This is a genomic window from Streptomyces sp. CA-179760 (assembly GCF_050937045.1).
Taxonomy (GTDB): Bacteria; Actinomycetota; Actinomycetes; order Streptomycetales; family Streptomycetaceae; genus Streptomyces.
Genome location: NZ_JBNJLZ010000001.1, coordinates 4324565 through 4348956, shown reverse-complemented (window position 1 = coordinate 4348956; position 24392 = coordinate 4324565). Strand labels below are relative to the sequence as shown.

Genomic DNA, 24392 nt, shown 5'->3' with positions numbered 1-24392 from the left:
GGTGTCGGGTGTGCTGTGTGGCTGTCTGAGGGGGGTGCGTCGGGGGTGCCCGGCGAGCATGGGGCGCCTCGTCCGACCGACGGCCCCGTAGCGGCGTACGCTGACATCTATGGCGCCTGACCGTGCCAATGGAGGGCAAACAGGGCAGGAACCGTCGAGCGATCCGAGCCTCCCGGTGTTCGTCGACTCCTCCGGCCGGCGTGCGCGCAATCTCCGGCGCGCCGGCTACGGACTGGCCGGCTGTGCGGCGGCCTACATGGCGGTGCTGGGGCTGAGCCTGATGGGCGCGACGCCCTTCGCCCCGGGGTCGCTGCTCCCCGGCGACGTGGCGGCGCCCGCCGCGCCGAAGGACCGGGCCCCGGGCGGGACGCACCTGGCACCGCCCCGTGACGCCTCGGACGCGGCCGGCCCCAGCGCCCTGCTCGTCCCGGGCCTCGCCGGGCCCGGCCCCTCCCTCGCCCCGCCCCTGGTGCCCGGCAGCCCACCGGCACCGTCCGACACCGGCACACCGGAACCGCAGGCCCCGGCGTCACCGGAGCCATCCGCGCCGGAAGAGCCCGCGGACCCCGACGACCCCGCCGCTCCGACCGCTGAACCGGACCCGGACACCACCGCGCCCTCGCCCCCGGCCGCGCCCTCGCCCGCTCCGCCCACCACCGCCCCGTCCGCCCCTCCGGCACCTGAGCCCACAGAGCCGGCGCCCAGCCCCTCGGCACCGTCCGGTGTCGCGGAGCCGCCCCCGCCCGCCGACCCCTCGGTGGCCGAGGCCCCCTGATGCGGCGGCGCCCCGACCGGTCACCCGACCGCTCAGCGACGTCGCCCGGTCCGCGCCGGACCCGAGCGCCCCTGGCACCGCGGCATCGCTTCCGTATCGTCGTCCCCTTGATCCTGCTGGCCTTCGTCGCCTCGGTCCTCCTGGTCGAGGGCTACACCACCAGGGGCTTCGCCGGTGACCAGGAAGGGCCCGGAGGGCGGCCGGCCACCGGCGTCCCCCGCTCGATCTCGGGCGGCGGCCCGGTCGTCGACACCGCCGACGACCGTCTGCGCACCTATCGCACGCCGGACAAGACGGTCGTCCTGACCTTCGACGACGGCCCCGACCCCACCTGGACACCCCGCATCCGGGCCGTCCTCGACCACTACGGCACACCCGGCACCTTCTTCGTCACCGGGCAGCAGACCGCCCGGTACCCGGACGTGCTGCGCCGGGTGGTCCGCTCCGGGCACGAGATCGGCGTGCACACCTTCTCCCACCCGGACCTGACCACCCGGTCCGCGAGCGACGTCGACCGTGAGCTGTCGCTGACCCAGCTCGCCCTCGCCGGGGCCGCGGGCATCCACACCTCGCTGATGCGGATGCCCTACTCCTCGACCCCCGCCGCCCTCGACGCCCCGGAGTGGTCCCTGGTCCGGAGCCTGGGCGAGAAGGGCTACGTCCTGGCGTTCATCGACCGGGACACCAACGACTGGCGGCGGCCGGGTGCCCGGGAGATCGCCGACGCGGCCACCCCGACCGGGGGCCGGGGCGCGGTGGTCCTCCTGCACGACGCGGGAGGGGACAGGTCGCAGACGGTCGAGGCCCTCAAGATCCTGATCCCCCGGCTGCAGGCCCAGGGCTATCGCTTCACCACGCTCGCAGAGCTGGCCGGCGCCGAGACCCTGAGCAGCCCCGTCGACACGGTGGACCGGTGGAGCGGCCGCGTCTTCGTGGCCGCCGTCACCGTGTCGTCGACGGCGGTGACGGCCGTCAGCGCGCTGCTGCTGGTGGTCGGTTCGCTCGTCCTGGCCCGGTGTGTGCTGCTGCTCGTCCTGGCTCGTCACCACGCCCGCCGCCGACGCCCCGGCCCCGGCCCCGGCGGGCAGGGGCCCGTGACCGGGCCCGTCAGTGTCGTCATCCCCGCCTGCAACGAGGAGCTGTGCATCCCCAAGACGCTCCGCTCCCTCGCCGCGAGCGAGCACCCCGTCGAGATCATCGTCGTGGACGACGGTTCCCGTGACGGCACCGCCGACCTCGCGGAGTCGCTCGCCCTGAAGAACGTCACCGTCGTCCGGCAGCCCAACAGCGGCAAGCCCGCCGCCCTCAACACCGGTGTCCTGCGGGCCTCCCACGATCTCGTCGTCATGCTGGACGCCGACACCGTCTTCGCCCCCTCGACCGTCGGCCGCCTCGTCCAGCCGTTCGCCGACCCCGCGTCGGGGCGGTCGCGGGCAACGCCAAGGTCGGCAACCGGCGGCGGCTGCTGGGCCGGTGGCAGCACATCGAGTACGTCATGGGCTTCAACCTCGACCGCCGCATGTACGACCTGCTGCACTGCATGCCCACCATCCCCGGCGCCGTCGGGCCTTCCGTGCCGAGGCCCTGCGGGACGCCGGGATGGTGAGCGCGGACACCCTCGCCGAGGACACCGACCTCACCATGGCCCTGCACCGGGCCGGGTGGGAGATCCGCTACGTTCCGGACGCACTCGGCTGGACCGAGGCACCGTCCTCGCTGCGGGAGCTGTGGCGCCAGCGCTACCGATGGAGCTACGGCACGATGCAGGCCGCGTGGAAGCACCGGCACGCGCTGGTCGAGCGCGGCACCGGGGCCGCTTCGGCCGCCGCGGTCTGCCCCTGCTGGCCGTCTTCCAGATCCTCACCCCGCTGCTCGCCCCGCTGATCGACATCCTGGCCCTCTACGGCCTGGTGTTCGGGAACCCGCTCACGACCGTGCTCGCGTGGTGCGGCGTCCTGGCGGTGCAGGCCGTCTGCGCCGCGTACGCCTTCCACCTCGACGGCGAGCGGCTCCGGCCCCTGTGGGCGCTCCCCCTGCAACAGGTCGTCTACCGCCAGGTGATGTATCTGGTCCTCACCCAGGCCTGTCTGACCGCGATCAACGGCTACCGGCTGCCCTGGCAGCGGCTCAAGCGCAGTGGTGACGTGATGCTGCCTCCGCAGCCCTCGACCCGCCGCATGTGAGCGGTCGCGGCGGCGTACGGTGCGGGCCGCCGTTCGGGTTCAGTTGCCCGGCCGAGGGGCCGTCAGCCTTCCTCCCGGGCGCTTTTCCGCTCAAGGTGTGATCATGAAAACTCCACGTTTGCACTGTATGCCCCGATCTCTGGCGCACTCGGCCGGTGCGGCCGTCATCATCCTCGCGGCGGCCCTGACCTCCGCCGCGCCCGTCGCGGCTCAGAGCGCCGCGCCGTCCGACGGGGGCAAGAATCAGAGTTCCTCGTGCCAGACGTCCAACACGCAGCGGCAGGGGCTCGAGAACATCGTCTGGTCTGTTCTGTTCGGACCCCAGAACAACACGACGCAGACCCGGTGCGACGGTGACGCCGAAGGTGACGGCGACGAGGCGAAGGAGGAGCAGGAGGGGGCCCGTGGCCTCCTTCAGCCCTTCCCGGGTTCCTGACCTGCACCTCGTGCGTCTTGGTCCGTGCGGTGAGTGGGGCGTTTGGTTAACTGAGGTCCAAATGCCCCTGTTTTAAAGGGGTTTGTTCGCATGGGATGACTCGATTCGGTCAAGTCTTGGTCGAATACGTATTTGCATGGCGTGCTCTTCCGAAACGATGCGGCACGGCCCGTGTTCACGCGGGCCTGACCCCCCTCACCGTTCTGAGAGAACTCCATGAGAAGAAGCGCAGCCGTACTGTGCGGCGCGACCGTCGTCCTGGCCGGGACCCTCACCGCCGCTCCCGCCAGCGCCGACGCGTCGCACTCCGCGACATCCGCCCAGGCCGCGAAGGTCACCTGGAAGAAGTGCGCCACGGACGACTCCCCGACGATGCAGTGCGCGTCGGTGAAGGTGCCGCTCGACTACGCGAAGCCGAAGGGGAAGCAGATCACGCTGGCGCTCTCGCGGGTGCCGCACACCGCCTCGACGTACCAGGGCCCGCTGCTGGTCAACCCCGGCGGCCCCGGCGGCAGCGGCCTGTCGCTGGCCGGTTTCGTCGCCTCCTCCCTGCCGAAGGAGGTCGCGGCCCAGTACGACGTCATCGGCTTCGACCCGCGCGGCGTGGGCAAGAGCAAGCCCGCCCTGGACTGCAAGCCGGGCCACTTCGACCCGGTGCGCCCCGACTCCGTGCCCAGCACGCCGGCCATCGAGAAGGCCAACCTCGCGCGCGCCAAGTCCTTCGCCCAGGCCTGCGGCACGAAGTACAAGGACGTCCTGCCGTACATCAACACGGTCAGCGCCGTGAAGGACATGGACTCGATCCGCAAGGCCCTCGGCGCGAAGAAGATCAACTACTTCGGCTACTCGTACGGCACCTACCTCGGCGCGGTCTACGCCAAGTTGTTCCCCGAGCGGGTGCGGCGCCTGGTGCTGGACTCGATCGTCGACCCGACCGGCGTCTGGTACGACGACAACATCCAGCAGGACTACGCCTTCGACAAGCGCCACAAGGCGCTGATGGCGTGGATCGCCAAGTACGACTCCACGTACAAGCTCGGCACCGATCCGAAGAAGATCGAGGCCAAGTGGTACGCCATGCGGGCGGCCCTCGCCAAGAAGCCGGCCGGCGGCAAGGTGGGCGCCTCCGAACTGGAGGACATCTTCATACCCGGCGGCTACAACAACGCCTACTGGCCCACCCTCGCCCAGACGTTCGCCGCGTACGTCAACAAGCACGACACCGCCGCGCTGGTCAAGGCGTACGACGACATCGCCGCCATCGACGCCTCCGGCGACAACGGCTACAGCGTCTACACCTCCGTGCAGTGCCGTGACGCCTCCTGGCCGCGTGACTGGAACCAGTGGCGCAAGGACAACTGGGCCGTGTACGAGAAGGCCCCCTTCATGGTCTGGAACAACGCCTGGTACAACGCCCCCTGCGCGTTCTGGCCGACGAAGTCGCAGAAGCCGGTGAACGTCGCCAACTCCAAGCTCCCGCCGGTCCTGCTGTTCCAGGCGACGGACGACGCGGCCACGCCATACCAGGGCGGTGTCACCATGCACCGTCTGCTGAAGGGCTCCAGCCTGGTGGTGGAACAGGGCGGCGGCAACCACGGCATCACGCTGGGCGGCAACACCTGCCTCGACAAGCACCTGGCGGCCTACCTCACCAACGGCAAGGTGCCGCACGGCAGCGGCACGGCCGACGCGGTCTGCAAGAAGCTGGCCGACCCGAAGCCGCAGGCCGCGGCGGGCAAGGCGCCGGGCGCGGCCGGGTCGGCCGTCGCGACGGTCGCCAAGACCCTGAGCGGGATCGCGGGCTTCGGCGGCTGACCATGCCCGTCCGAGCCTCGGCTCTCGTGAAAAGAAGGGCGCCCCGCGTGTGCGGGGCGCCCTCCGTCACGTACGAGAAAAGATCAAAGCTTCTCGATCACGTAGTCGACGCACTTCGTGAGCGCCTCGACGTCCGCCGGGTCGATCGCCGGGAACATCGCGACACGCAGCTGGTTGCGGCCGAGCTTGCGGTACGGCTCGGTGTCGACGATGCCGTTGGCGCGCAGGACCTTGGCGACGGCGGCCGCGTCGACCTCGTCGCTGAAGTCGATCGTGCCGATGACCGCCGAGCGCTTGGCCGGGTCGGTGACGAACGGGTTCGCGAACTTGACGTCCTCGGCCCACCCGTACAGCGTGCGCGCGGACGTGGCGGTGCGGCGGACCGACCAGTCCAGGCCGCCCTGGCCGTTGATCCACTCCAGCTGGTCGTTGAGGAGGAACAGCGTGGCGAGACCCGGGGTGTTGTACGTCTGGTTCTTGCGGGAGTTGTCGATCGCCGTGGGCAGCGAGAAGAACTCCGGGACGTGGCGGCCGGAGGCGTGGATACGCTCCGCGCGCTCGATCGCCGCCGGGGAGAAGACACCGATCCACAGACCGCCGTCGGAGGCGAAGGACTTCTGCGGGGCGAAGTAGTAGACGTCCGTCTCGGCGATGTCGACGGGCAGGCCGCCGGCGCCGGAGGTGGCGTCGACCACGACGAGGGAACCCTCGTCGGCGCCCTGCACCCGCTTGATGGGGGCGGCGACACCCGTGGAGGTCTCGTTGTGCGTGAACGCGTACACGTCGACGCCCGCCACGGCCTGCGGCTCCGGGTGCGTGCCGGGGTCCGAGGAGATGACGTCCGGCTCGGCCAGCCACGGAGCGAGCTTCGCGGCCTTGGCGAACTTGGAGGAGAACTCGCCGAAGCTGAGGTGCTGCGACTTGTTCTCGATCAGGCCGTGCGTCGCGACGTCCCAGAACGCGGTGGAGCCGCCGTTGCCGAGGATCACCTCGTAGCCGTCGGGGAGCTGGAACAGCTCGCGGACGCCCTCGCGCACCTTGCCGACCAGGTTCTTGACCGGGGCCTGCCGGTGGGAGGTGCCCATGAGGGAGGTGCCGGTCGCGGCCAGCGCGTCCAGCGCTTCCGTCCGCACCTTGGAGGGGCCCGCGCCGAAACGTCCGTCGGCGGGCTTGATGTCAGCGGGAATCTGGATCTCAGCCACGAAAGGGAGCGTAGCCGTTTCCGGAAACCTGGGCGAAACGTCGTCCGTCGGGTGAGACGGGGTGGCGGTGGGTATGGGATGGACCCATGTCGGAACTTGAGGCGGAGCTTCGCGGCGCGGTCCGCGGTGACGTGGGGTTCGGCGTGACGGACCGCGCGCTCGTCACGATGGACGCGTCCAACTACCGGCGGGTCCCCCGCGGGGTCGTCGCCCCCGTGGACGCCGACGACGTGGCCGCCGTCCTGGCCGTGTGCCGGGAGCACGGCGTTCCCGTCGTCGCTCGCGGCGGGGGCACGTCCATCGCCGGGCAGGCCACCGGCACCGGTGTCGTCCTGGACTTCACCCGGCACATGAACCGGCTCCTGTCACTCGACCCGGCGACCCGTACCGCCGTCGTGCAGCCGGGACTCGTGCTGGACCGGCTCCAGGAGGCCGCCGCACCGCACGGGCTGCGGTTCGGGCCGGACCCGTCCACACACAGCCGGTGCACGCTCGGCGGCATGATCGGCAACAACTCGTGCGGCTCCCACTCGGTGGCGTGGGGGACCACCGCGGACAGCGTGCGCGAGCTGGACGTGGTCACCGCGCGCGGGCGGCGGCTGCGGCTCGGGCAGGACTGGGCCGGGGCGCCGGACGGGCTGCGGGCCCTCGTGGACGGCGAGCTGTCCCGGTTGCGCACCGGCTTCCCGGAGCTGCCCCGGCGTATCTCCGGGTACGCGCTGGACGCCCTGCTGCCCGAGCACGGCGCTGACGTGGCCCGCTCCTTCTGCGGCTCCGAAGGCACGCTCGGGGTGCTGACGGAGGCGGTCGTACGACTGGTCGAGGCGCCTCGCGCGCGGGCGCTGGCCGTGCTGGGCTACGCCGACGAGAGCGCGGCGGCCGAGGCCGCTGCCGGGCTGCTGCCGTTCGGGCCGCTGACGGTGGAGGGGATGTCGGCGGACCTGGTGCCCTCCGCGACGGCCCTGCCCAAGGGCGCGGCCTGGCTCTTCGTGGAGACCGGCGGGGAGTCGGCGGGCGAGGCACGCGCGCGTGCGGAGGCGATCGTGCGGGCGGCCGACGTCGTGGACGCCCTCGTGGTCACGGACCCGGCGGGGCAGCGGGCACTGTGGCGGATCCGGGAGGACGCGAGCGGTACGGCGACGCGGATGCCGGACGGGAGGGAGGCCTGGCCGGGGTGGGAGGACTGCGCGGTGCCGCCCGCCCGGCTCGGGGCGTATCTGCGGGACTTCCGGGGACTGCTCACCGCGCACGGGCTGCGCGGCACGCCGTACGGGCACTTCGGGGACGGCTGCATCCACGTCCGTATCGACTTCGACCTGCTGACGGAGGCGGGTGTCGCACGGTTCCGCCGCTTCTCGGAAGAGCTGGCGGAGCTGGTGGTGGCGCACGGCGGTTCGCTGTCCGGGGAGCACGGCGACGGGCAGGCCCGGGCGGAGCTGCTGCCCCGGATGTACGGCCAGGAGATGGTGGGGCTCTTCGAGCGGGCCAAGGGCGTATGGGACCCCGACGACCTGCTCAACCCCGGCATGCTCGTCCGCCCCGCGCCCCTCGACGCCGACCTGCGCTTCTCCGTCCTGCCCCGAGGACCGGTCGACGTCGCCTTCGGCTACCCCTCCGACGCCGGTGACTTCTCGGCGGCGGTACGGCGCTGCGTGGGCGTCGCCAAATGCCGTACGACCTCGGCGTCCGGCTCCTCCGTCATGTGCCCGTCCTTCCGGGCGACCGGCGAGGAGGAGCACTCCACGCGCGGGCGTGCCCGGCTGCTGCACGAGATGCTCGCCGGTGAGGTCGTGACCGACGGCTGGCGCTCCACCGAGGTGCGGGACGCGCTGGACCTGTGCCTGTCCTGCAAGGGCTGCCGCTCGGACTGTCCGGTCGAGGTCGACATGGCCACGTACAAGGCGGAGTTCCTCCACCACCATTACGCGGGGCGCCGCCGCCCGGCCGCGCATCACTCCATGGGACGGCTTCCGGTGTGGCTCCGGGCCGTGTCCCGTACGCGCACGGCATGGCTGGTCAACGCGCTGTCGAGGGTGCGGCCCCTCGCGTGGGCGGCGAAGCGGCTGGGCGGGATCGCACCCGAGCGGGACATCCCGCGGGTGGCGAGGCGGACGTTCAGCCGGTGGTGGGAGCGGCGGCGGGAGGAGGCGACCGCCGGTTCGGGTTCGGGCGCCCTGGTCATCCTGTGGCCCGACACCTTCACCGAGCACCTCTCGCCCTCCGTCGGGCAGGCCGCCGTGCGGGTGCTGGAGGCGGCCGGGCTGCGGGTGGGGCTGCCGCCGACGCTGCGGCTGGTGGAATCGCCGGTGGGTGACGGGCGGACGGTCGCGATGGATCCGCTGTCGGTGCTGCGCGGCCGGGGCCGCGTCTGCTGCGGGCTGACGTATGTGTCGACGGGCCAGCTGGACCGCGCCCGGGCGGTCATGCGCCGCACGCTCGACCTGATGGAACCGGTGCTGGAGACCGACGCCCCGGTCGTCGTCCTGGAGCCCAGCTGCGCCGCCGCGCTGCGCACCGACGTCCCCGAGCTGCTGCACGACGACCCGCGCGCCGCCCGCCTCGCCGCGAAGGTCCTCACCTTCGCGGAGACGCTGGAACGCCACGCCCCCGACTGGACGCCGCCGCGCCTGGACCGCCCGGTGGCCGGGCAGACCCACTGCCATCAGCACGCGGTGCTGGGCGACACCGCCGACCGCCGGCTGCGTGCGGCCGCCGGGCTCTCCGGCGAACTGAGCGGCGGCTGCTGCGGCCTCGCGGGAAACTTCGGCTTCGAGAAGGGCCACTACGAGGTGTCCACGGCCTGCGCGGAGGAACAGCTCCTGCCGTCGGTACGGGACGCCCCGGACGGCACGGTGGTCCTGGCGGACGGCTTCTCCTGCCGCACACAGCTGGAGCAGCTGGCGGGGGTGCGGGGGAGTCATCTGGCGGAGGTGCTGGCGGCGGGGCTGGAGGGGGATCAGGAAGAAGGGGGAGGCGCCCCCACGGACGAACGCGGACGCGCTTGAGGCGTTCGGACCACGCGACGGGCGGACCCGAGTGTCTGAGCCGGAGTAGGGCCGGGGCCGCTCCTAGGCTCGCGGGGTCACCACTCGAAGGAGCCCGCGTATGAGCATCCGCGTCAAACCGATCACCCGTGACGAGCATCTCGCGTTCGTCGCGGCCCGCCCTTCCGCCAGCCACACCCAGGTCCCGTCCTGGGGCGAGGTGAAGCCCGACTGGCGGGCGGAGAGCCTGGGTTGGTTCGACGCGGTCGGGCGGCTCGTCGGCGCGGGGCTCGTACTGCTGCGCCCGCTGCCCGGCCCGCGGCTGCCCGGACTGCGGAGATACCTCGCGTACCTGCCCGAGGGCCCGCTCGTCGACTGGCACGAGCCCGGCCTGGAACGGCTGCTGGAGCCGATGCTCGCGCACCTGAGACGCCGGGGCGCCTTCGCGGTGCGGATGGGCCCGCCGGTCGCGGTGCGCCGCTGGAGCGCCGAGGCGGTCAAGGCCGGCATCACGGACCCGGCCGCCGGACGGCTGCGGGACGTGCGCGCGACGTCGTACGACCCGCGGGCCGGCCGGATCGCGGGGGATCTGCGCCGCATGGGCTGGCGGCAGACCGAGGCCGGCGGCGAGAGCGGCTTCGCCGCGGGGCAGCCCCGGTACGTCTTCCAGGTGCCGTTCGCCGGCCGGTCACTGGACGACATCCACAGCGGCCTGAACCAGCAGTGGCGGCGCAACATCAAGAAGGCCGAGAAGGCCGGCGTGAAGGTCGTACGCGGCGACATCGAGGATCTGCCGGCCTTCCACGAGCTGTACGGCGAGACCGCCGAGCGGGACGAGTTCATCCCGCGCCCGCTGTCCTACTTCCAGGGCATGTGGAGGGCGCTCACCGCCGAACACCCCGACCGTATGCGGCTCTACCTCGCGTACCACGACGGCGAGGTGCTCGCCGCCGCGACCATGCTGACCGTCGGCGACCACGTCTGGTACTCCTACGGCGCCTCCACCAGCCGTCGGCGCGAGGTACAGCCGAGCAGCGCCGTGCAGTGGCGCATGATGACCGACGCGCACGCACTCGGCGCCGCCGTCTACGACCTGCGCGGCATCACCGACACCCTGGACGAGTCCAGCCACCTGCTGGGCCTGCTCCGCTTCAAGGTGGGCACCGGCGGCGAGGCCGTCGAGTATCTCGGGGAGTGGGAGTACCCCCTCAACCGGCTGCTGTACAAGGCGTTCGGGCTCTACCTGTCCCGGCGCTGACGTCTCAGAGCCCGAGACAGCGGCAAAAAGGCTTCACGCACCTGACGTAGTCCATTACTGTGGACTGAGAAGTGCATCGGGATGTACGCGGAGTGCAGGCCGGTGTACGCACAGCCCGCACCCGGAGCCCGATCAGCACAGGACCGCCCGTGACCACCCCCGCCAGCGCCACCACGCCCCAGTCCGCGACGGCCGCCACGTCCTCCCCGCCCGGCGGCCCCGGCCGTCTGGGATCCCTCGGGCCCGTGGGCCTGGTGCTCGCGGGCGGCATCTCCGTGCAGTTCGGCGGCGCGCTGGCGGTGACCCTGATGCCGAGGGCGGGTGCCCTCGGGGTGGTGGCGCTGCGGCTGCTCGTGGCGGCGGTCGTCCTGCTGCTGGTCTGCCGCCCGCGGCTGCGCGGCCACTCGCGCACCGACTGGGGCACGGTCGTCGTCTTCGGCATCACCATGGCCGCGATGAACGGCCTCTTCTACCAGGCCGTCGCCCGCATCCCGCTGGGCCCCGCCGTCACGCTGGAGGTCCTCGGCCCGCTCGCCCTCTCGGTCCTCGCCTCCCGCCGCGCGATCAACCTGGTGTGGGCGGCACTCGCCCTCGCCGGTGTCTTCCTCCTCGGCGGCGGAGGCTTCAGCGGCCTCGACCCCGCGGGAGCGGCCTTCGCCCTGGCCGCCGGCGCCATGTGGGCGGCGTACATCGTCTTCAGCGCCCGTACGGGCCGCCGCTTCCCGCAGGCGGACGGGCTGGCCCTCGCGATGGCGGTCGGCGCGGTGCTGTTCCTGCCCCTGGGCATCGCCGAGTCGGGGGCGAAGCTCGCCGACCCGGTGACGCTGGGCCTGGGCGCGGCGGTGGCCCTGCTCTCCTCCGTCCTGCCCTACACGCTCGAACTCCTCGCCCTGCGCCGCCTGCCCGCCTCCACCTTCGCGATCCTGATGAGCCTGGAACCGGCGATCGCCGCCACGGCCGGCTTCCTCATCCTCGACCAGGCCCTCACCACCATGGAGGCCGCCGCGATCGCCCTCGTCGTCGCGGCGAGCATGGGGGCGGTGCGTACGCAGGTGGGCGGCGGCCGCAAGAAGGCGGCGGCGCTGGAGAGCACGGGCCTGGAGGGCTGAAACCGGGGCGAGGGCCAGAGGTCAGGGCTCTTGATCGAGTGCCGCTCGCATCTGGCCGAGCCAGTCGACACCCAGCCGGCGCCCGTTCGGGAGCTGATCGTCTCGATCCCAGCGCCACGCCGTGATCACCGCCAGCACGAGGATCCGGCACTGGCGCAGCAGGTCCTGATCGACACCCGGGTAGTGCTCGCCGACTTCCTCGGGCGCATGGGCGAGGTCGAATTCGACGGGCCCGCGGCAGCAGGTCTCGAGGTCGATGAACAGCAACCCGTTCCCCGTGGTGAGCAAGTTGCCCGGGTGCGGCTCGCCGTGCAGCAACTGCTCGGCGCCGCCGCGTTCGCCGATCACCCGTTTCAGGCCGCGCAGCGTGTCGCCGAGCAGCTCCCGGTCCGCGTCGGCGAGCTCCGGGGTGCGGTCGCGGTCCGCCACGAGTCGTCGGGCCTGCTCGACCCGGTCCGTGAAGTGCGGCGTCGGCATGTCGAGTTCGCGCATACCGGCATGCAGCCGCTGGAGCGCGTGGGCGTAATCGCCCGGTGAGACCTTTCCAAGAGCCACGGGCTCGTAGTAGGTCCACAGCGTGATGACGAAGCCGTCACGCTCATATGGGCGTGGCTCCACTCGCGGCTCGAGAGCGGCGACCGGGCATCCGGCTTCGGCGAGCCGCTGAGCCAGCTCGACCTCGAACTCGGCGATCTGATCCGCCAGATGGGCCACCCGGGCCAGGACGTCACAGGGCAGCAGACGCAGAGTGAGCTTGTTCGAGTCATGAAGGACGATCACGTCGTCGGCCCTCAGGCCAAGTGCCGAGGCGGTCGACATGGCCGCGGCCACCGCTCGCCGGATCTCTGATGCCTGCATCGTCGCCTGGCCCCTCTCCCCTTCAGTCGGACGAGGCGACCGAGGACCACACGCCGAACCACTGCTCGGCGCCGTACTCCTCGAACCGCTCCACTTCGGCGAACCCCAGCCTCTCCGCGAGGCGCATCGCACGCCCGTTGGCGGTCCGGGTGCAGAGCACCACCGGCTCGCCGGGAAGCGCGTCGCCGAACCAGCCGAGCACCGCCGCGCACGCCTCGGCGGCGTATCCGCGTCCCCACGCCTCCGGCAGGAACAGGTATCCGAGTTCGGCCTCCCCGCCCTCCGGACGGACGTGCCCCGGACGCTCCGCGTCACGCCGATCGAGCGTGATCATGCCGACCATCACTCCGTCGAGAGCTCAACGACGAAAACACCGGCCCGCCGCCCGGGCACCTCGGGCACCGCGCGTTCGAGCTCCGCACGCGGCCGAGGCCCTCCGATGTAGGTGCCCACCTCCGGCGAAGCGAACAACTCGACGAACGCCGCACGATCTCGGCCCTCGGACTCACGCAGCACGAGCCGTTCGGTCTTCATCGGGGCGGGCGGCCAGATGCCGGGTGCTGACGCGGTCATGGCGGCAACCTATCGCCCACGGCTCAACGGCACGGCCGAGCGCGCGACGCGGAACCCCACGTCGTCGATCCGGAACGTCGGATGACTGCGGCGCCGCACCGAGGCCCGGCAACTCCAGTGCTCGTCGGACCAGCCGCCGCCCCGCAGCACCCGGTACGTCCCGTAGACCTCGGCGTCGTAAAGATCCCAGCACCAGTCCCAGACGTTGCCCAGCATGTCGTACAGGCCCCACGCGTTGGCCTGCTTGCCACCCACGGCGTGGACCCGCTCGTCCGAGTTCCCCCGGTACCAGGCGACATCGTCGAGCGGGCCATGACGCGGCCCCGCACTCCCGGCCCGGCAGGCGTACTCCCACTCGGCCTCGGTCGGCAGCCGGTACCCATCGGCGCGGTCGTCCCACTCGACGGCCTCGTCCTCGCCGCGCAGCCGATACACGGGCGTCAGCCCCTCCGCCAGCGAGAGGCCGTTGCAGAAGGCGACCGCGTCCCACCACGACACACCCTCGACCGGCAGCCGCTCCCCCGAGCGGCACTGGGCCGCTCACCGGTGACCTGGGCGTACAAGCCCTGAGTGACAGGGAAGGCCGACATCCGAAAGGCCCCGACCTCGGCCGTCCAGCTCCGCTGCGTCCGCCGGTCGGACAGCGTCACCGCCCCGGCCGGGACGGCGACCATCTCGCTTTCCACGCCCACGTCAACCCCCATGCGGAGTAAGCCTATCCGTGGTCCATTCCGCGGTGCGCGGATGAGTTCCCCATGGTGGCGAAGACGCCCACCGGTGAGCTGCGGGGCGGTGGATAGTGTGCGGGCATGGCGATGACGGGGAAGCGGCGGGTCCTGTACCGGCAGGGCAGCGGATTCTGGCGGATGACGGCGAAGTGGGCTCTGGCCTTCGGGGTTCCGTTCCTGCTGGACGGCGGGCTGCTCCGGTCGTGGGGAGACGCCCTGGTCTGGCCGGTGATCGGGATCCTGCTGTGGGTGCCGTTCGGGATCGGCGTCGTCTGGTACCCGAAGAAGGACCAGCGCGTCGAGCTGACGACACGTGAACTGCGGGTACGGCGCAAGCGTCTGCCGATGGAGAACGTGAACCTGCTGCATGTGGCACGGCTGTGGCTGGAGGGGCGGTCAACCGCGGACGACCACCCGGTGTCGGAGTGGACACGGTTCGACCGGGTGGTGTGGGTACCGCTGCTGGACGGCCGGGCGTTCGGCGTGGAGTTCCGCGACCCGGCCGCGTTCGCCAAGGTCTTCGGCGCCTTCGCGGTCGAGGCGTGCGGCGGGCCCGACATCGTCCGCGCGAGGGCCGCGGCTGAGACCTACCCGGAACCGCGCCCGATGCGGCCCCGCCCCGCCGACGACGCAGGGTCCTGGCTGGACTCCCTGGACATCTTCAACTGACCGTCGTGAACGCCGGCCGGCGTTGACGACGGCACGCCCGGCCGAGATCTCTCCGGAACTGCCGGCGGCGAGTTCCCCTCTGCTCGCGACCGGGCGCCGACCATGAAATAACGGCACAGGCAACGCAGTTGCGACTACATGACTCAACGCCCCGGCCCCCGCCCCCTCTCCGACGAAGCCCTCTCCGACCTCCTCGGCAAGCAGCGGTTCGGCACGCTCGCCAGCGTCAAGCGCGACGGCCGGCCCCATCTGACGACCATGGTCTACAGCTGGGACCCCGAGGCCCGCATCGTGCGGTTCTCGACGACGGCCGAGCGCGTCAAGGTCAGGCATCTGAGACGCGACCCGCGTGCGGCGCTGCATGTGCAAGGCGGTGACATGTGGTCGTTCGCCGTCGCGGAGGGGGAGGCGGAGGTCTCCGAGGCCACGACGGTTCCCGGTGACGCGGTCGGGCGGGAGCTGCTCGGGATGATCCCGCAGGCCGCGAAACCGGGGGACGAGGACGCGTTCCTGGAGGAGCTGGTCGCCGAACGCCGGGTGGTCGTCAGGCTGAAGGTGGACCGGCTGTACGGGACGGCGCTCGACATCAACGGCTAGCCAGGCCTGCCCGGCGAGGGGACGCCTGCGCGTCTCGGCGCGGCGGAACTCAAGGTTTGTGGGTTACCCAAAGCAGTTCCGCCGGCCAGCGGTGTGCCCAGTCGGGTGGGTCGGTTTCGTTGTAGCCGTTGGGTGTTCCGGGTTCGGGCCGCGGCTCGATGAGGTCGTCGATGACGAGACCCGCGCCGCGCAGGACCTTGACCCAGTCGCCGTAGGTGAGCTGATAGCTGGTCGCGCCTTCGTCTTCGGCGATGGTGTCCAGCCCGAAGTAGTCCTGCTGCAGCGTGGTGGTCACGCGGCTGGCGGCTTCGTCGTAGCAAGCTTCGAACCATGGGCTGGCGACGTTGAACACCAGGCGCCCGCCTCGGACCAGGACGCGTGCGGCCTGCGGGACGGCCAGGTGCGGGGGCGCCCAGCTGAGCCCACCGAAGTCGCAGAACACCAGGTCGAAGCTGTCGTCGGCGAAGGGGAGTTGTTCGGCGGCGCCTTGCACCAGCGGGTAGCGGGCCGCTCCCATCGCGCGTGCCGCTGCGGCGAGTTGGGCTTCGGACAGGTCGAGCCCGACCACGGTGGCGCCCTCGGCGGCGAGCGCCCTGGACCACTGGCCGGCGCCGCAGCCGAGTTCGAGGACGCGCTTGCCGGTGACGTCGCCCAGGGCGTGCAGGTGCGCGTCGGGGATGGAGTACATGCCCCACAGCCGGGGTGTGGCGCCGATCTGCGGGTCGTGCTCGTGCTGGTAGGCGCTACTGATCCGGTTCCAGAACCGCCGGTTGGCGGGGATGCTGTCCACGAGCCGACTCCAGCACTGCCTGCCGGGGGCGGTCAACACGACCAGGGCACTCCCTCGCCTCGGTCCGGCCCTGGCTCGGCCCATGATCCGCCGGACGAGCCCGAGCCGGACCATCCGGTCCGCGAGACCTCTCAGCGCACCAGGATCCCGCCCACGGTGATCCCGTACCGCACCCGCAGCCGACGCAGCTCCCACAGCCCGACCGCCGTCACGGACACCGGGGCCCCGAGCAGGAACACCACCCGCACCGGCCCCGGCACGCCCGCGTACGCCCCCGTGGACACGTCGATCAGGGTCATCTCCCACACGAGTGTCATCGCGAGCAGCGGCGGCATGGTCTGGTGGATGTCGGCGGTGCGGAACACATGGACCAGGGCGAGGCCGATGCCCCAGGCGATGAACGGCAGCAACCACACCATCATGAACACCGTGGTCGCCCAAGTGATCACGGTCATCACCGGGTTGGTGGCGAACTTCCCCTCGACGAAGCCGGTGAGCATGGTCGCCGGGAAGACGAAGACCGCGGCCACGAGGGCGACGATCGCGCCGAAGGACCGCGCCGCCCGGCGCAGCAGGTCCCGGCGGGCCGAGGGGGCGGTCAGGGCCAGCAGGATGCCGACGGCCACCGGGAGCGTCACCGACAGCACCAGGACGCTGATCCACGACTGGTTGAAACGGTCGCTCGCGATGCCCTCCGCGGACTTGGTGACCTTGTAGGTCACCGACAGCCACACCACCGCGCCGAGTCCCACGAGCGTACGGATCTTCTGCATCCGCGCGATGAACGGGTCCTCGACGAGGTCCGGCCGGGACGGCCTGAAGACGCGACGCGCGGTGTTGATGGGGCCGATCCGCCGTCGCAACCGTGTGAAGGGGCCGGGGGGCGGCGCCTGCGGCGGCACCGGATGCGGCATGTAGGGGTGAGGGATGTGGGGGTGGGGGATGTGGGGCGGATGGCCACCCTGGGGCGGGTAACCGGCGCCCGGTGGCGGATGCCCGGGGCCCGGTGGCGGGTACCCGGCGCCCGGTGGCGGATACCCTGCGCCCGGCGGCTGCGGAGGCCTGCCGTGCGGGTCGTGAGGCGGCTGCCCGCCCGGATTCCAGGTGCTCATTCTGGTTTCTCCCCCGAAGTGCGACCAATGGAACGAGCGTGACTGGGAGTGTATTGATCGCGCCGCCAAAGAGCACGCTTTCAGCCACTCCGCCATTTCATGCAAGCATGCTTGATTGTTTCTGCCTCCACTGCCATGCTCCTCGGCACGCCGCACCACCCCGCACACCGCCGTGCCCCAGGGAGCGCCCGTGTCCGATCCGACGTCCGTGATCGACGACCTGCGCGAGGAGAGCGAGGAACTCGACCGCCTCGTGGCCGCGCTGAGCACGCCGCGCTGGGCGCTCGCGACCCCCGCCCCCGGCTGGACCGTCGCCCACCAGATCGCCCACCTCGCCTGGACCGACCGCTCGGCCCTGCTCGCCGTCACGGACGCCGACGGCTTCCGTGCCCTGGTCGAGAAGGCCCTCGCGGAGCCCAACTCCTTCGTCGACGAGGGCGCCGAGGAGAGCGCCGCGCTCCCGCCCGCCGAACTGCTCGCACGATGGCGTGAGGGCCGTACGGCGTTGGAGAAGGCGCTGCGGGCCGCCCCGCCCAAGGCGCGCTTCCCTTGGTACGGCCCACCCATGTCGGCAGCATCCATGGCAACGGCCCGTCTTATGGAGACCTGGGCCCATGGACAGGACGTGGCCGACGCCCTGGGTGTGGTGCGCCCACCCACCGAGCGATTGCGGCATGTGGCCTGGCTCGGGGTACGGACCCGGGACTTCGCCTACGGCGTGCACGGGCTGACCCCACCCGCCGATCCGTTCCGCGTCGAACTCCACGCACCCTCCGGCGGCGTGTGGGCGTACGGCCCCGAGGACGCCCCGCAGCGCGTCACCGGCGCCGCCCTCGACTTCTGCCTCCTGGTCACCCAGCGCGCCCACCGCACCGACCTCGCGCTGCGCGCCGACGGCCCCGACGCCGACCGCTGGCTGGACCTCGCCCAGGCCTTCGCAGGCCCGCCGGGCAGCGGCCGTACACCGCAGCCGAAGCCGGCGGGGGAGCCCGGATGACCCTGCGCATCGGCAACGCCTCCGGCTTCTACGGCGACCGCTTCGACGCCCTGCGCGAGATGCTCACCGGCGGCGAACTCGACGTCCTCACGGGCGACTACCTCGCCGAGCTGACGATGCTGATCCTCGGCCGCGACCGTCTGAAGGACCCGGCCGCCGGATACGCCCGCACCTTCCTGCGGCAGTTGGAGGACTGTCTCGGGACCGCCCACGAGCGGGGCGTCCGGATCGTCACCAACGCCGGCGGACTCAACCCGGCCGGACTCGCCGACGCCGTACGGCACTTGGCCGACCGGCTCGGCATCCCCGTACGCGTCGCACATGTGGAAGGCGACGACCTCACCTCCCGTCACCCCGGCGCTCTCGCCGCCCACGCCTACCTCGGCGGCTTCGGCATCGCGGCGTGTCTGCGGGAGGGCGCGGACATCGTCGTCACGGGGCGGGTGACGGACGCGGCCCTCGTCACCGGGCCCGCCGCCGCCCACTTCGGGTGGAGGGAAACGGACTACGACCGGCTCGCGGGTGCCGTCGTCGCCGGGCACGTCCTGGAGTGCGGGGCGCAGGCCACCGGCGGCAACTACGCCTTCTTCCGGGACGGCGACGTCCGCCGCCCCGGCTTCCCGCTCGCCGAGCTCCACGACGACGGCAGCTGCGTCATCACCAAGCACCCCGGCACCGGCGGCTTCGTCGACGTCGGCACGGTCACCGCCCAGTTGCTGTACGAGACGGCCGGTGCCCGGTATGCGGGGCCCGACGTCACCACCCGGCTGGACACCGTACGGCTCGGCCAGGACGGGCCCGACCGGGTCCGGATCGACGGCGTGCGGGGAGAGGCGCCCCCGCCCACCCTCAAGGTCGGCCTCAACAAGCTCGGCGGCTTCCGCAACGAGGTCGTCTTCGTGCTCACCGGCCTCGACATCGAGGCCAAGGCAGCCCTGGTGCGGGCGCAGTTGGAACCGGCTCTCGGCAAGGCCGCCGACGTGCGCTGGGAGCTGGTGCGCACGGACCGGCCCGACGCGAGCACGGAGGAGACGGCGAGCGCGCTGCTGCGGCTCGTCGTACGGGACCCGGACCAGGAGACCGTCGGGCGGGCGCTGAGCGGGGCGGCCGTGGAGCTGGCGCTCGCCAGTTACCCCGGCTTCCATGTGCTGGCCCCACCGGGGAAGGGCTCGCCCTATGGGGTCTTCGAGGATGTGTACGTCCCCCATGGGACCGTCGACCATGTGGCCGTCCTGGACGGTGGGCGCAGAGTCCATGTGCCGCCGCCCCACGACACCCTCGTACTCGACCGGCTGCCCGACCCTCCGCTCCCGGCCCCCCTGCCACCCGGTCCCACCCGGCACGCCCCCCTCGGTCTCGTCGCGGGCGCCCGCAGCGGCGACAAGGGCGGCAACGCCAACGTCGGGGTGTGGGCCCGCACGGACGACGCCTGGCGCTGGCTCGCACACGAGCTGACGGCCGAACGATTCCAGCAGCTGATCCCCGAGAGCCGCGAACTGAACGTCACCCGGCATCTCCTGCCCGGTCTCCGAGCCCTCAACTTCGTCGTGGAGGGCATCCTCGGCGCCGGCGTCGCCGACCGGCACCGCTTCGACCCGCAGGCCAAGGCCCTCGGCGAATGGCTGCGCTCCCGCCACCTGGACATACCGGAGGCCCTCCTTTGACCGTCCTGACCTCCGCGCTCGACCCGAGCAGCCCCGACCACCGGGACAACCGCGAGGCAATGCTCGCCAAGCTCACCGAACTCGGCACCGAGCACGCCAAGGCCCTCGCGGGCGGCGGCGAGAAGTACGTGGCGCGGCACCGCGAACGCGGCAAACTCCTCGCCCGCGAGCGCATCGAGCTGCTCCTCGACCCCGACACCCCGTTCCTGGAGCTGTCCCCGCTGGCCGCCTGGGGCAGTGACCACACCGTCGGCGCCTCCCTCGTCACCGGCATCGGTGTCGTCGAGGGAGTGGAGTGCCTGATCACCGCCAACGACCCGACCGTGCGCGGGGGAGCGAGCAACCCCTGGTCGCTGAAGAAGGCCCTGCGCGCGAACGACATCGCCCTCGCCAACCGGCTGCCCTGCATCAGCCTGGTGGAGTCCGGGGGAGCCGATCTGCCGTCCCAGAAGGAGATCTTCATCCCCGGGGGCGCCGTCTTCCGGGACCTGACACGGCTGTCCGCCGCCGGGATCCCGACCATCGCCGTCGTCTTCGGCAACTCCACCGCGGGTGGCGCCTACATCCCCGGCATGTCCGACCACGTGATCATGGTCAAGGAGCGGGCGAAGGTGTTCCTCGGCGGCCCGCCGCTGGTGAAGATGGCCACGGGAGAGGAGAGCGACGACGAGTCCCTGGGCGGCGCCGAGATGCACGCGCGCGTGTCCGGCCTCGCCGACCACTTCGCCGTCGACGAGCCCGACGCGCTCCGTCAGGCCCGGCGCGTGGTCGCCCGCCTCAACCACCGCAAGGCGTACGACGATCCCGGCCCGGCCGAGCCCCCCAAGTACGCCGCCGAGGAACTCCTCGGCATCGTCCCCGGCGACCTGAAGAGCCCCTTCGACCCGCGCGAGGTCATCGCCCGCATCGTCGACGCGTCCGACTTCGACGAGTTCAAGCCGCTCTACGGCACGAGCCTGACCACCGGCTGGGCCGCCCTGCACGGCTACCCGGTCGGCATCCTCGCCAACGCCCGAGGGGTCCTCTTCAGCGAGGAGTCCCAGAAAGCCGCCCAGTTCATCCAGCTCGCCAACCAGCGCGACATCCCGCTGCTCTTCCTGCACAACACCACCGGCTACATGGTCGGCAAGGAGTACGAGCAGGGCGGCATCATCAAGCACGGCGCGATGATGATCAACGCCGTCAGCAACAGCCGCGTCCCCCATCTCTCCGTCCTGCTGGGCGCCTCCTACGGCGCCGGCCACTACGGCATGTGCGGCCGGGCCTACGACCCCCGCTTCCTCTTCGCCTGGCCCAGCGCCAAGTCGGCCGTCATGGGCCCCCAGCAGCTCGCGGGCGTGTTGTCGATCGTCGCCCGACAGTCCGCCGCCGCCAAGGGGCAGCCCTACGACGAGGAGGCGGACGCGGCGCTGCGCGCCATGGTGGAGCAGCAGATCGAGTCCGAGTCGCTGCCGATGTTCCTGTCCGGGCGGCTGTACGACGACGGAGTCATCGACCCGCGCGACACCCGCACCGTCCTCGGCCTGTGCCTGTCGGCCATCCACACGGCGGCCTACGAGGGCGCCCGCGGTGGCTTCGGCGTCTTCCGGATGTGAGGCTGATGATGATCACTTCTGTACTGGTGGCGAACCGCGGTGAGATCGCCTGCCGTGTCTTCCGCACCTGCCGCGAACTGGGCATCCGCACCATCGCCGTCCACTCGGACGCCGACGAGGGCGCCCTCCACGCACGCGTGGCCGACGCGAGCGTACGACTTCCGGGGGAGGCACCCGCCGACACGTATCTGCGCGGCGACCTGATCCTGAAGGCCGCCGTCGCGGCCGGCGCGGACGCCGTGCACCCCGGATACGGCTTCCTCTCCGAGAACGCCGGCTTCGCCCGGGCCGTCCAGGACGCGGGCCTGCTCTGGATCGGCCCGCCCCCGAGGCCATCGAGGCGATGGCGTCCAAGACCCGCGCCAAGCAACTCATGGGCATCCAGCCCCTCACCCATGTCACCGAAGCCGACCTGCCCGTACTGGTGAAGGCCGCGGCGGGCGGCGGCGGACGCGGTATGCGGGTCGTACGACGGCTCGCGGACCTGGACGCCGAACTGGCCTCCGCACGCGCCGAAGCCGCGAGCGCCTTCGGCGACGGCGAGGTCTTCGTCGAGCCGTACGTGGAGAACGGCCGCCACGTCGAGGTCCAGATCCTCGCCGACACCCACGGCACGGTCCTGTCGCTCGGCACCCGCGACTGCTCCCTCCAGCGCCGCCACCAGAAGGTCGTCGAGGAGGCCCCGGCACCCGGACTCCCCGACGAACTCCGGCAGGAGCTGAGCACCCTCGCCGTACGGGCCGCCCGAGCCGTCGACTACGTGGGCGCCGGAACGGTCGAGTTCCTCGTCGCCGACGGCAGGGCGCACTTCCTGGAGATGAACACCCGCCTCCAGGTCGAACACCCCGTGACGGAAGCCGTGTTCGGCCTCGACCTGGTGGCCGAACAGCTCCGGATCGCCGAGGGCCACCCCCTCGACAGCGACCCGCCGCGCGCGCGTGGCCACGCCGTCGAGGTCCGCCTGTACGCCGAGGACCCGTCCCGCGACTGGGCCCCGCAGACCGGCCGCCTGCACCGTCTGTCCGTACCGGAGGGCGTCCGCCTGGACACCGGCTACACCGACAACGACACCATCGGCGTCCACTACGACCCCATGCTCGCCAAACTCGTGGCCCACGCCCCCACGCGCAGGGAGGCCGTCCGCAAACTCGCCTCCGCCCTGGAACGGGCCGTGATCCACGGCCCCGTCACCAACCGCGACCTGCTGGTCGGCTCCCTGCGCCACCCCGAGTTCACCGCGGCCCGCATGGACACCGGCTTCTACGACCGCCACCTGCCGGAACTGACCGCCCCCGCCACCGACCCGCACGCCCCCCTCGCCGCGGCCCTCGCCGACGCCCGCACCGGCTCCCGCTCCCGCTTCGGTGGCTGGCGCAACGTGCCCTCGCAGCCGCAGATCAAGCGCTATGCGATGGCGGGGGAGGAGTGCGAGGTCCGCTACCGCCACACCCGCACGGGCCTGGAGGCCGACGGGGTGAGCGTCGTACACGCCGACGCCGGTCTGGTCATCCTCGAAGCGGACGGCGTACGGCGAAGGTTCGAGGTGTCCCGCTACGGCGACCAGCTCTACGTCAACACCACCCCCCTCACGCCCCTGCCCCGCTTCCCCGCCCCGACGGCCCAGCACGCCCCCGGCTCCCTCCTGGCCCCCATGCCCGGCACGGTCGTCCGAGTCGCCGAGGGCCTGACGGCAGGAGCGCCGGTGAAGTCCGGAGACCCGATCCTCTGGCTGGAGGCGATGAAGATGCAGCACAAGATCACAGCCCCGGTCACAGGAACGCTGAGCGAGTTGCACGCCGTGCCCGGACAACAGGTGGAGCCGGGCATGTTGCTGGCAGTGGTGGAAGAGGGCTTCTAGGGGCGCGGGGAACTGCGCGACAAGCCACGACGCTCCCGCACCCGAAAGGACTCCTCATGGACACCGAAGACCACAAGTCCCTACGAGAAGCCGTCTCAGCCCTGGGCAAACGCCACGGCCGAGGATCAGACCCTACTCAACTCTGGTCGGAAGCGGGCAAACTGGGCTACCTGGGCGTCAACCTCCCCGAGGAGTACGGAGGCGGAGGCGGCGGCATATCCGAACTCTCCCTCGTCCTCGAGGAACTCGGTGCCGCAGGCTGTCCCCTCCTGATGATGGTGGTCTCACCAGCGATCTGCGGCACGGTGATCGCCCGCTTCGGCACAGCCGCCCAAAAACAGACCTGGCTCCCCGCCCTGGCGGACGGCTCCCGCCTCATGGCCTTCGGCATCACCGAACCCGACGCCGGCTCCAACAGCCACCGCATCACCACCACCGCCCGCCGCGACCAGGACACCGGAGACTGGATCCTCACCGGCCGCAAGGTCTTCGTCTCCGGCGTGGACATCGCGGACGCGACCCTCATCGTCGGCCGTACCGAGGACGCCCGCACCGGCAGCCTCAAGCCCTGCCTGTTCATCGTCCCGCGCGACACACCCGGCTTCGAACGCCGCCCCATCGACATGGAACTGAACGCCGCGGAGAAGCAGTTCGAGCTGACCCTCGACGACGTACGGCTGCCCGCCGACGCCCTCGTCGGCGACGAGGACGCGGGCCTGCTGCAACTCTTCGCCGGCCTCAACCCCGAGCGCGTCATGACGGCCGCCTTCGCGATCGGCATGGGCCGCTACGCGCTCGCGCGAGCCGTCGACTACGCCCGCGACCGGCAGGTCTGGAAGACCCCCATCGGCGCCCACCAGGCCATCGCCCACCCCCTGGCCCAGGCACACATCGAGCTCGAACTCGCCCGCCTGATGATGGGGAAAGCCGCCCAGCTGTACGACGCGGGCGACGACACGGGCGCCGGGGAGGCCGCCAACATGGCGAAGTACGCGGCCGGGGAGGCCTGTGTGAAGGCCGTGGACCAGGCCGTGCACACCCTCGGCGGCAACGGCCTCACCCGCGAGTACGGCCTGGCCCGGCTGATAACGGCCTCGCGCGTGGCTCGTATCGCACCGGTGAGCCGGGAGATGATTCTGAACTACGTCTCCCACCAGACCCTGGGCCTGCCCAAGTCGTACTGAGACGG

The 24392-nt window shown here is 71.8% G+C and carries 16 protein-coding genes and 4 pseudogenes; 14 read left to right on the top strand and 6 right to left on the bottom strand.

What is annotated here, in order from left to right:
- Positions 1-109: 109 nt before the first annotated feature.
- The 4 genes and pseudogenes from ACQEV8_RS19390 to ACQEV8_RS19375 all read left to right on the top strand — a co-directional run bounded on the left by ACQEV8_RS19390 (position 110) and on the right by ACQEV8_RS19375 (position 5209).
- Positions 110-775 (top strand): hypothetical protein, encoded by a 666-nt coding sequence (locus ACQEV8_RS19390; RefSeq protein ID WP_432961876.1) that lies wholly within the window; start codon positions 110-112, stop codon positions 773-775.
- Positions 775-2958: pseudogene (locus ACQEV8_RS19385) on the top strand (bifunctional polysaccharide deacetylase/glycosyltransferase family 2 protein). Before ACQEV8_RS19390 ends, ACQEV8_RS19385 begins: the two are co-directional and overlap by 1 nt.
- 127 nt (positions 2959-3085) lie before the next feature.
- Positions 3086-3394: a hypothetical protein gene (locus ACQEV8_RS19380; protein WP_432961874.1), complete on the top strand. Its 309-nt coding sequence runs from the start codon at positions 3086-3088 to the stop codon at positions 3392-3394.
- Positions 3395-3610: 216 nt separating this feature from the next.
- Positions 3611-5209 carry an alpha/beta hydrolase gene (locus ACQEV8_RS19375; protein WP_432961871.1) on the top strand — a complete coding sequence of 533 codons (1599 nt, stop codon included), beginning with the start codon at positions 3611-3613 and terminating at the stop codon, positions 5207-5209.
- A gap of 83 nt (positions 5210-5292) precedes the next feature.
- Here the strand turns inward: ACQEV8_RS19375 and serC are convergent, their stop codons facing one another.
- On the bottom strand, positions 5293-6411 hold the full coding sequence (serC, locus tag ACQEV8_RS19370; protein WP_432961869.1) for a phosphoserine transaminase: 1119 nt from the start codon (positions 6409-6411) through the stop codon (positions 5293-5295).
- Positions 6412-6497: 86 nt separating this feature from the next.
- Here serC and ACQEV8_RS19365 point away from each other — a divergent pair, with 86 nt between their 5' ends.
- The 3 genes from ACQEV8_RS19365 (at position 6498) to ACQEV8_RS19355 (ending at position 11762) form a co-directional block, all read left to right on the top strand.
- A complete protein-coding gene (locus ACQEV8_RS19365) occupies positions 6498-9416 on the top strand; it encodes an FAD-binding and (Fe-S)-binding domain-containing protein (protein ID WP_432961867.1) in 2919 nt (972 codons plus the stop codon).
- Positions 9417-9516: 100 nt separating this feature from the next.
- Complete coding sequence (locus ACQEV8_RS19360; protein ID WP_432961865.1) at positions 9517-10653, top strand: lipid II:glycine glycyltransferase FemX; 1137 nt, start codon at positions 9517-9519, stop codon at positions 10651-10653.
- 149 nt (positions 10654-10802) lie between these two features.
- Positions 10803-11762 carry an EamA family transporter gene (locus tag ACQEV8_RS19355; RefSeq protein WP_432961863.1) on the top strand — a complete coding sequence of 320 codons (960 nt, stop codon included), beginning with the start codon at positions 10803-10805 and terminating at the stop codon, positions 11760-11762.
- 21 nt (positions 11763-11783) lie between these two features.
- Here the strand turns inward: ACQEV8_RS19355 and ACQEV8_RS19350 are convergent, their stop codons facing one another.
- From ACQEV8_RS19350 to ACQEV8_RS19340, 3 genes and pseudogenes are all read right to left on the bottom strand, one after another.
- Positions 11784-12620, bottom strand: a complete 837-nt coding sequence (locus tag ACQEV8_RS19350) for a phosphotransferase enzyme family protein (RefSeq protein WP_432961861.1) — start codon at positions 12618-12620, stop codon at positions 11784-11786.
- A gap of 22 nt (positions 12621-12642) precedes the next feature.
- Positions 12643-13193, bottom strand: a pseudogene (locus ACQEV8_RS19345) (GNAT family N-acetyltransferase).
- Positions 13194-13202: 9 nt separating this feature from the next.
- Positions 13203-13867: pseudogene (locus ACQEV8_RS19340) on the bottom strand (formylglycine-generating enzyme family protein).
- 135 nt (positions 13868-14002) lie between these two features.
- Between ACQEV8_RS19340 and ACQEV8_RS19335 the strand changes: the two are divergent.
- Together ACQEV8_RS19335 and ACQEV8_RS19330 are read left to right on the top strand one after the other, a co-directional pair.
- Complete coding sequence (locus ACQEV8_RS19335; RefSeq protein ID WP_432961859.1) at positions 14003-14590, top strand: hypothetical protein; 588 nt, start codon at positions 14003-14005, stop codon at positions 14588-14590.
- 138 nt (positions 14591-14728) lie between these two features.
- A complete protein-coding gene (locus ACQEV8_RS19330; protein WP_432961857.1) occupies positions 14729-15187 on the top strand; it encodes a PPOX class F420-dependent oxidoreductase in 459 nt (152 codons plus the stop codon).
- A gap of 49 nt (positions 15188-15236) precedes the next feature.
- On the opposite strand, the gene ACQEV8_RS19325 is transcribed toward ACQEV8_RS19330, so the two are convergent.
- Complete coding sequence (locus ACQEV8_RS19325) at positions 15237-15977, bottom strand: class I SAM-dependent methyltransferase (RefSeq protein WP_432961855.1); 741 nt, start codon at positions 15975-15977, stop codon at positions 15237-15239.
- A gap of 131 nt (positions 15978-16108) precedes the next feature.
- Positions 16109-16891, bottom strand: coding sequence for a hypothetical protein (locus ACQEV8_RS19320; protein WP_432961854.1), 783 nt, complete (start codon positions 16889-16891; stop codon positions 16109-16111).
- Between the two features lie 388 nt (positions 16892-17279).
- Here ACQEV8_RS19320 and ACQEV8_RS19315 point away from each other — a divergent pair, with 388 nt between their 5' ends.
- The 5 genes and pseudogenes from ACQEV8_RS19315 to ACQEV8_RS19295 all read left to right on the top strand — a co-directional run bounded on the left by ACQEV8_RS19315 (position 17280) and on the right by ACQEV8_RS19295 (position 24387).
- Positions 17280-18086: a TIGR03084 family metal-binding protein gene (locus ACQEV8_RS19315; RefSeq protein ID WP_432961852.1), complete on the top strand. Its 807-nt coding sequence runs from the start codon at positions 17280-17282 to the stop codon at positions 18084-18086.
- Positions 18083-19750 (top strand): acyclic terpene utilization AtuA family protein, encoded by a 1668-nt coding sequence (locus ACQEV8_RS19310; protein WP_432961850.1) that lies wholly within the window; start codon positions 18083-18085, stop codon positions 19748-19750. The genes ACQEV8_RS19315 and ACQEV8_RS19310 overlap by 4 nt, the downstream gene beginning before the upstream one ends.
- A complete protein-coding gene (locus ACQEV8_RS19305) occupies positions 19747-21345 on the top strand; it encodes an acyl-CoA carboxylase subunit beta (protein WP_432961848.1) in 1599 nt (532 codons plus the stop codon). The genes ACQEV8_RS19310 and ACQEV8_RS19305 overlap by 4 nt, the downstream gene beginning before the upstream one ends.
- Before the next feature lie 8 nt (positions 21346-21353).
- Positions 21354-23203: pseudogene (locus ACQEV8_RS19300) on the top strand (acetyl/propionyl/methylcrotonyl-CoA carboxylase subunit alpha).
- A 56-nt stretch (positions 23204-23259) separates the two neighbouring features.
- Entirely contained in the window at positions 23260-24387 is a 1128-nt protein-coding gene (locus tag ACQEV8_RS19295; protein ID WP_432961846.1) for an acyl-CoA dehydrogenase family protein, read from the top strand.
- Positions 24388-24392 lie beyond the last annotated feature (5 nt).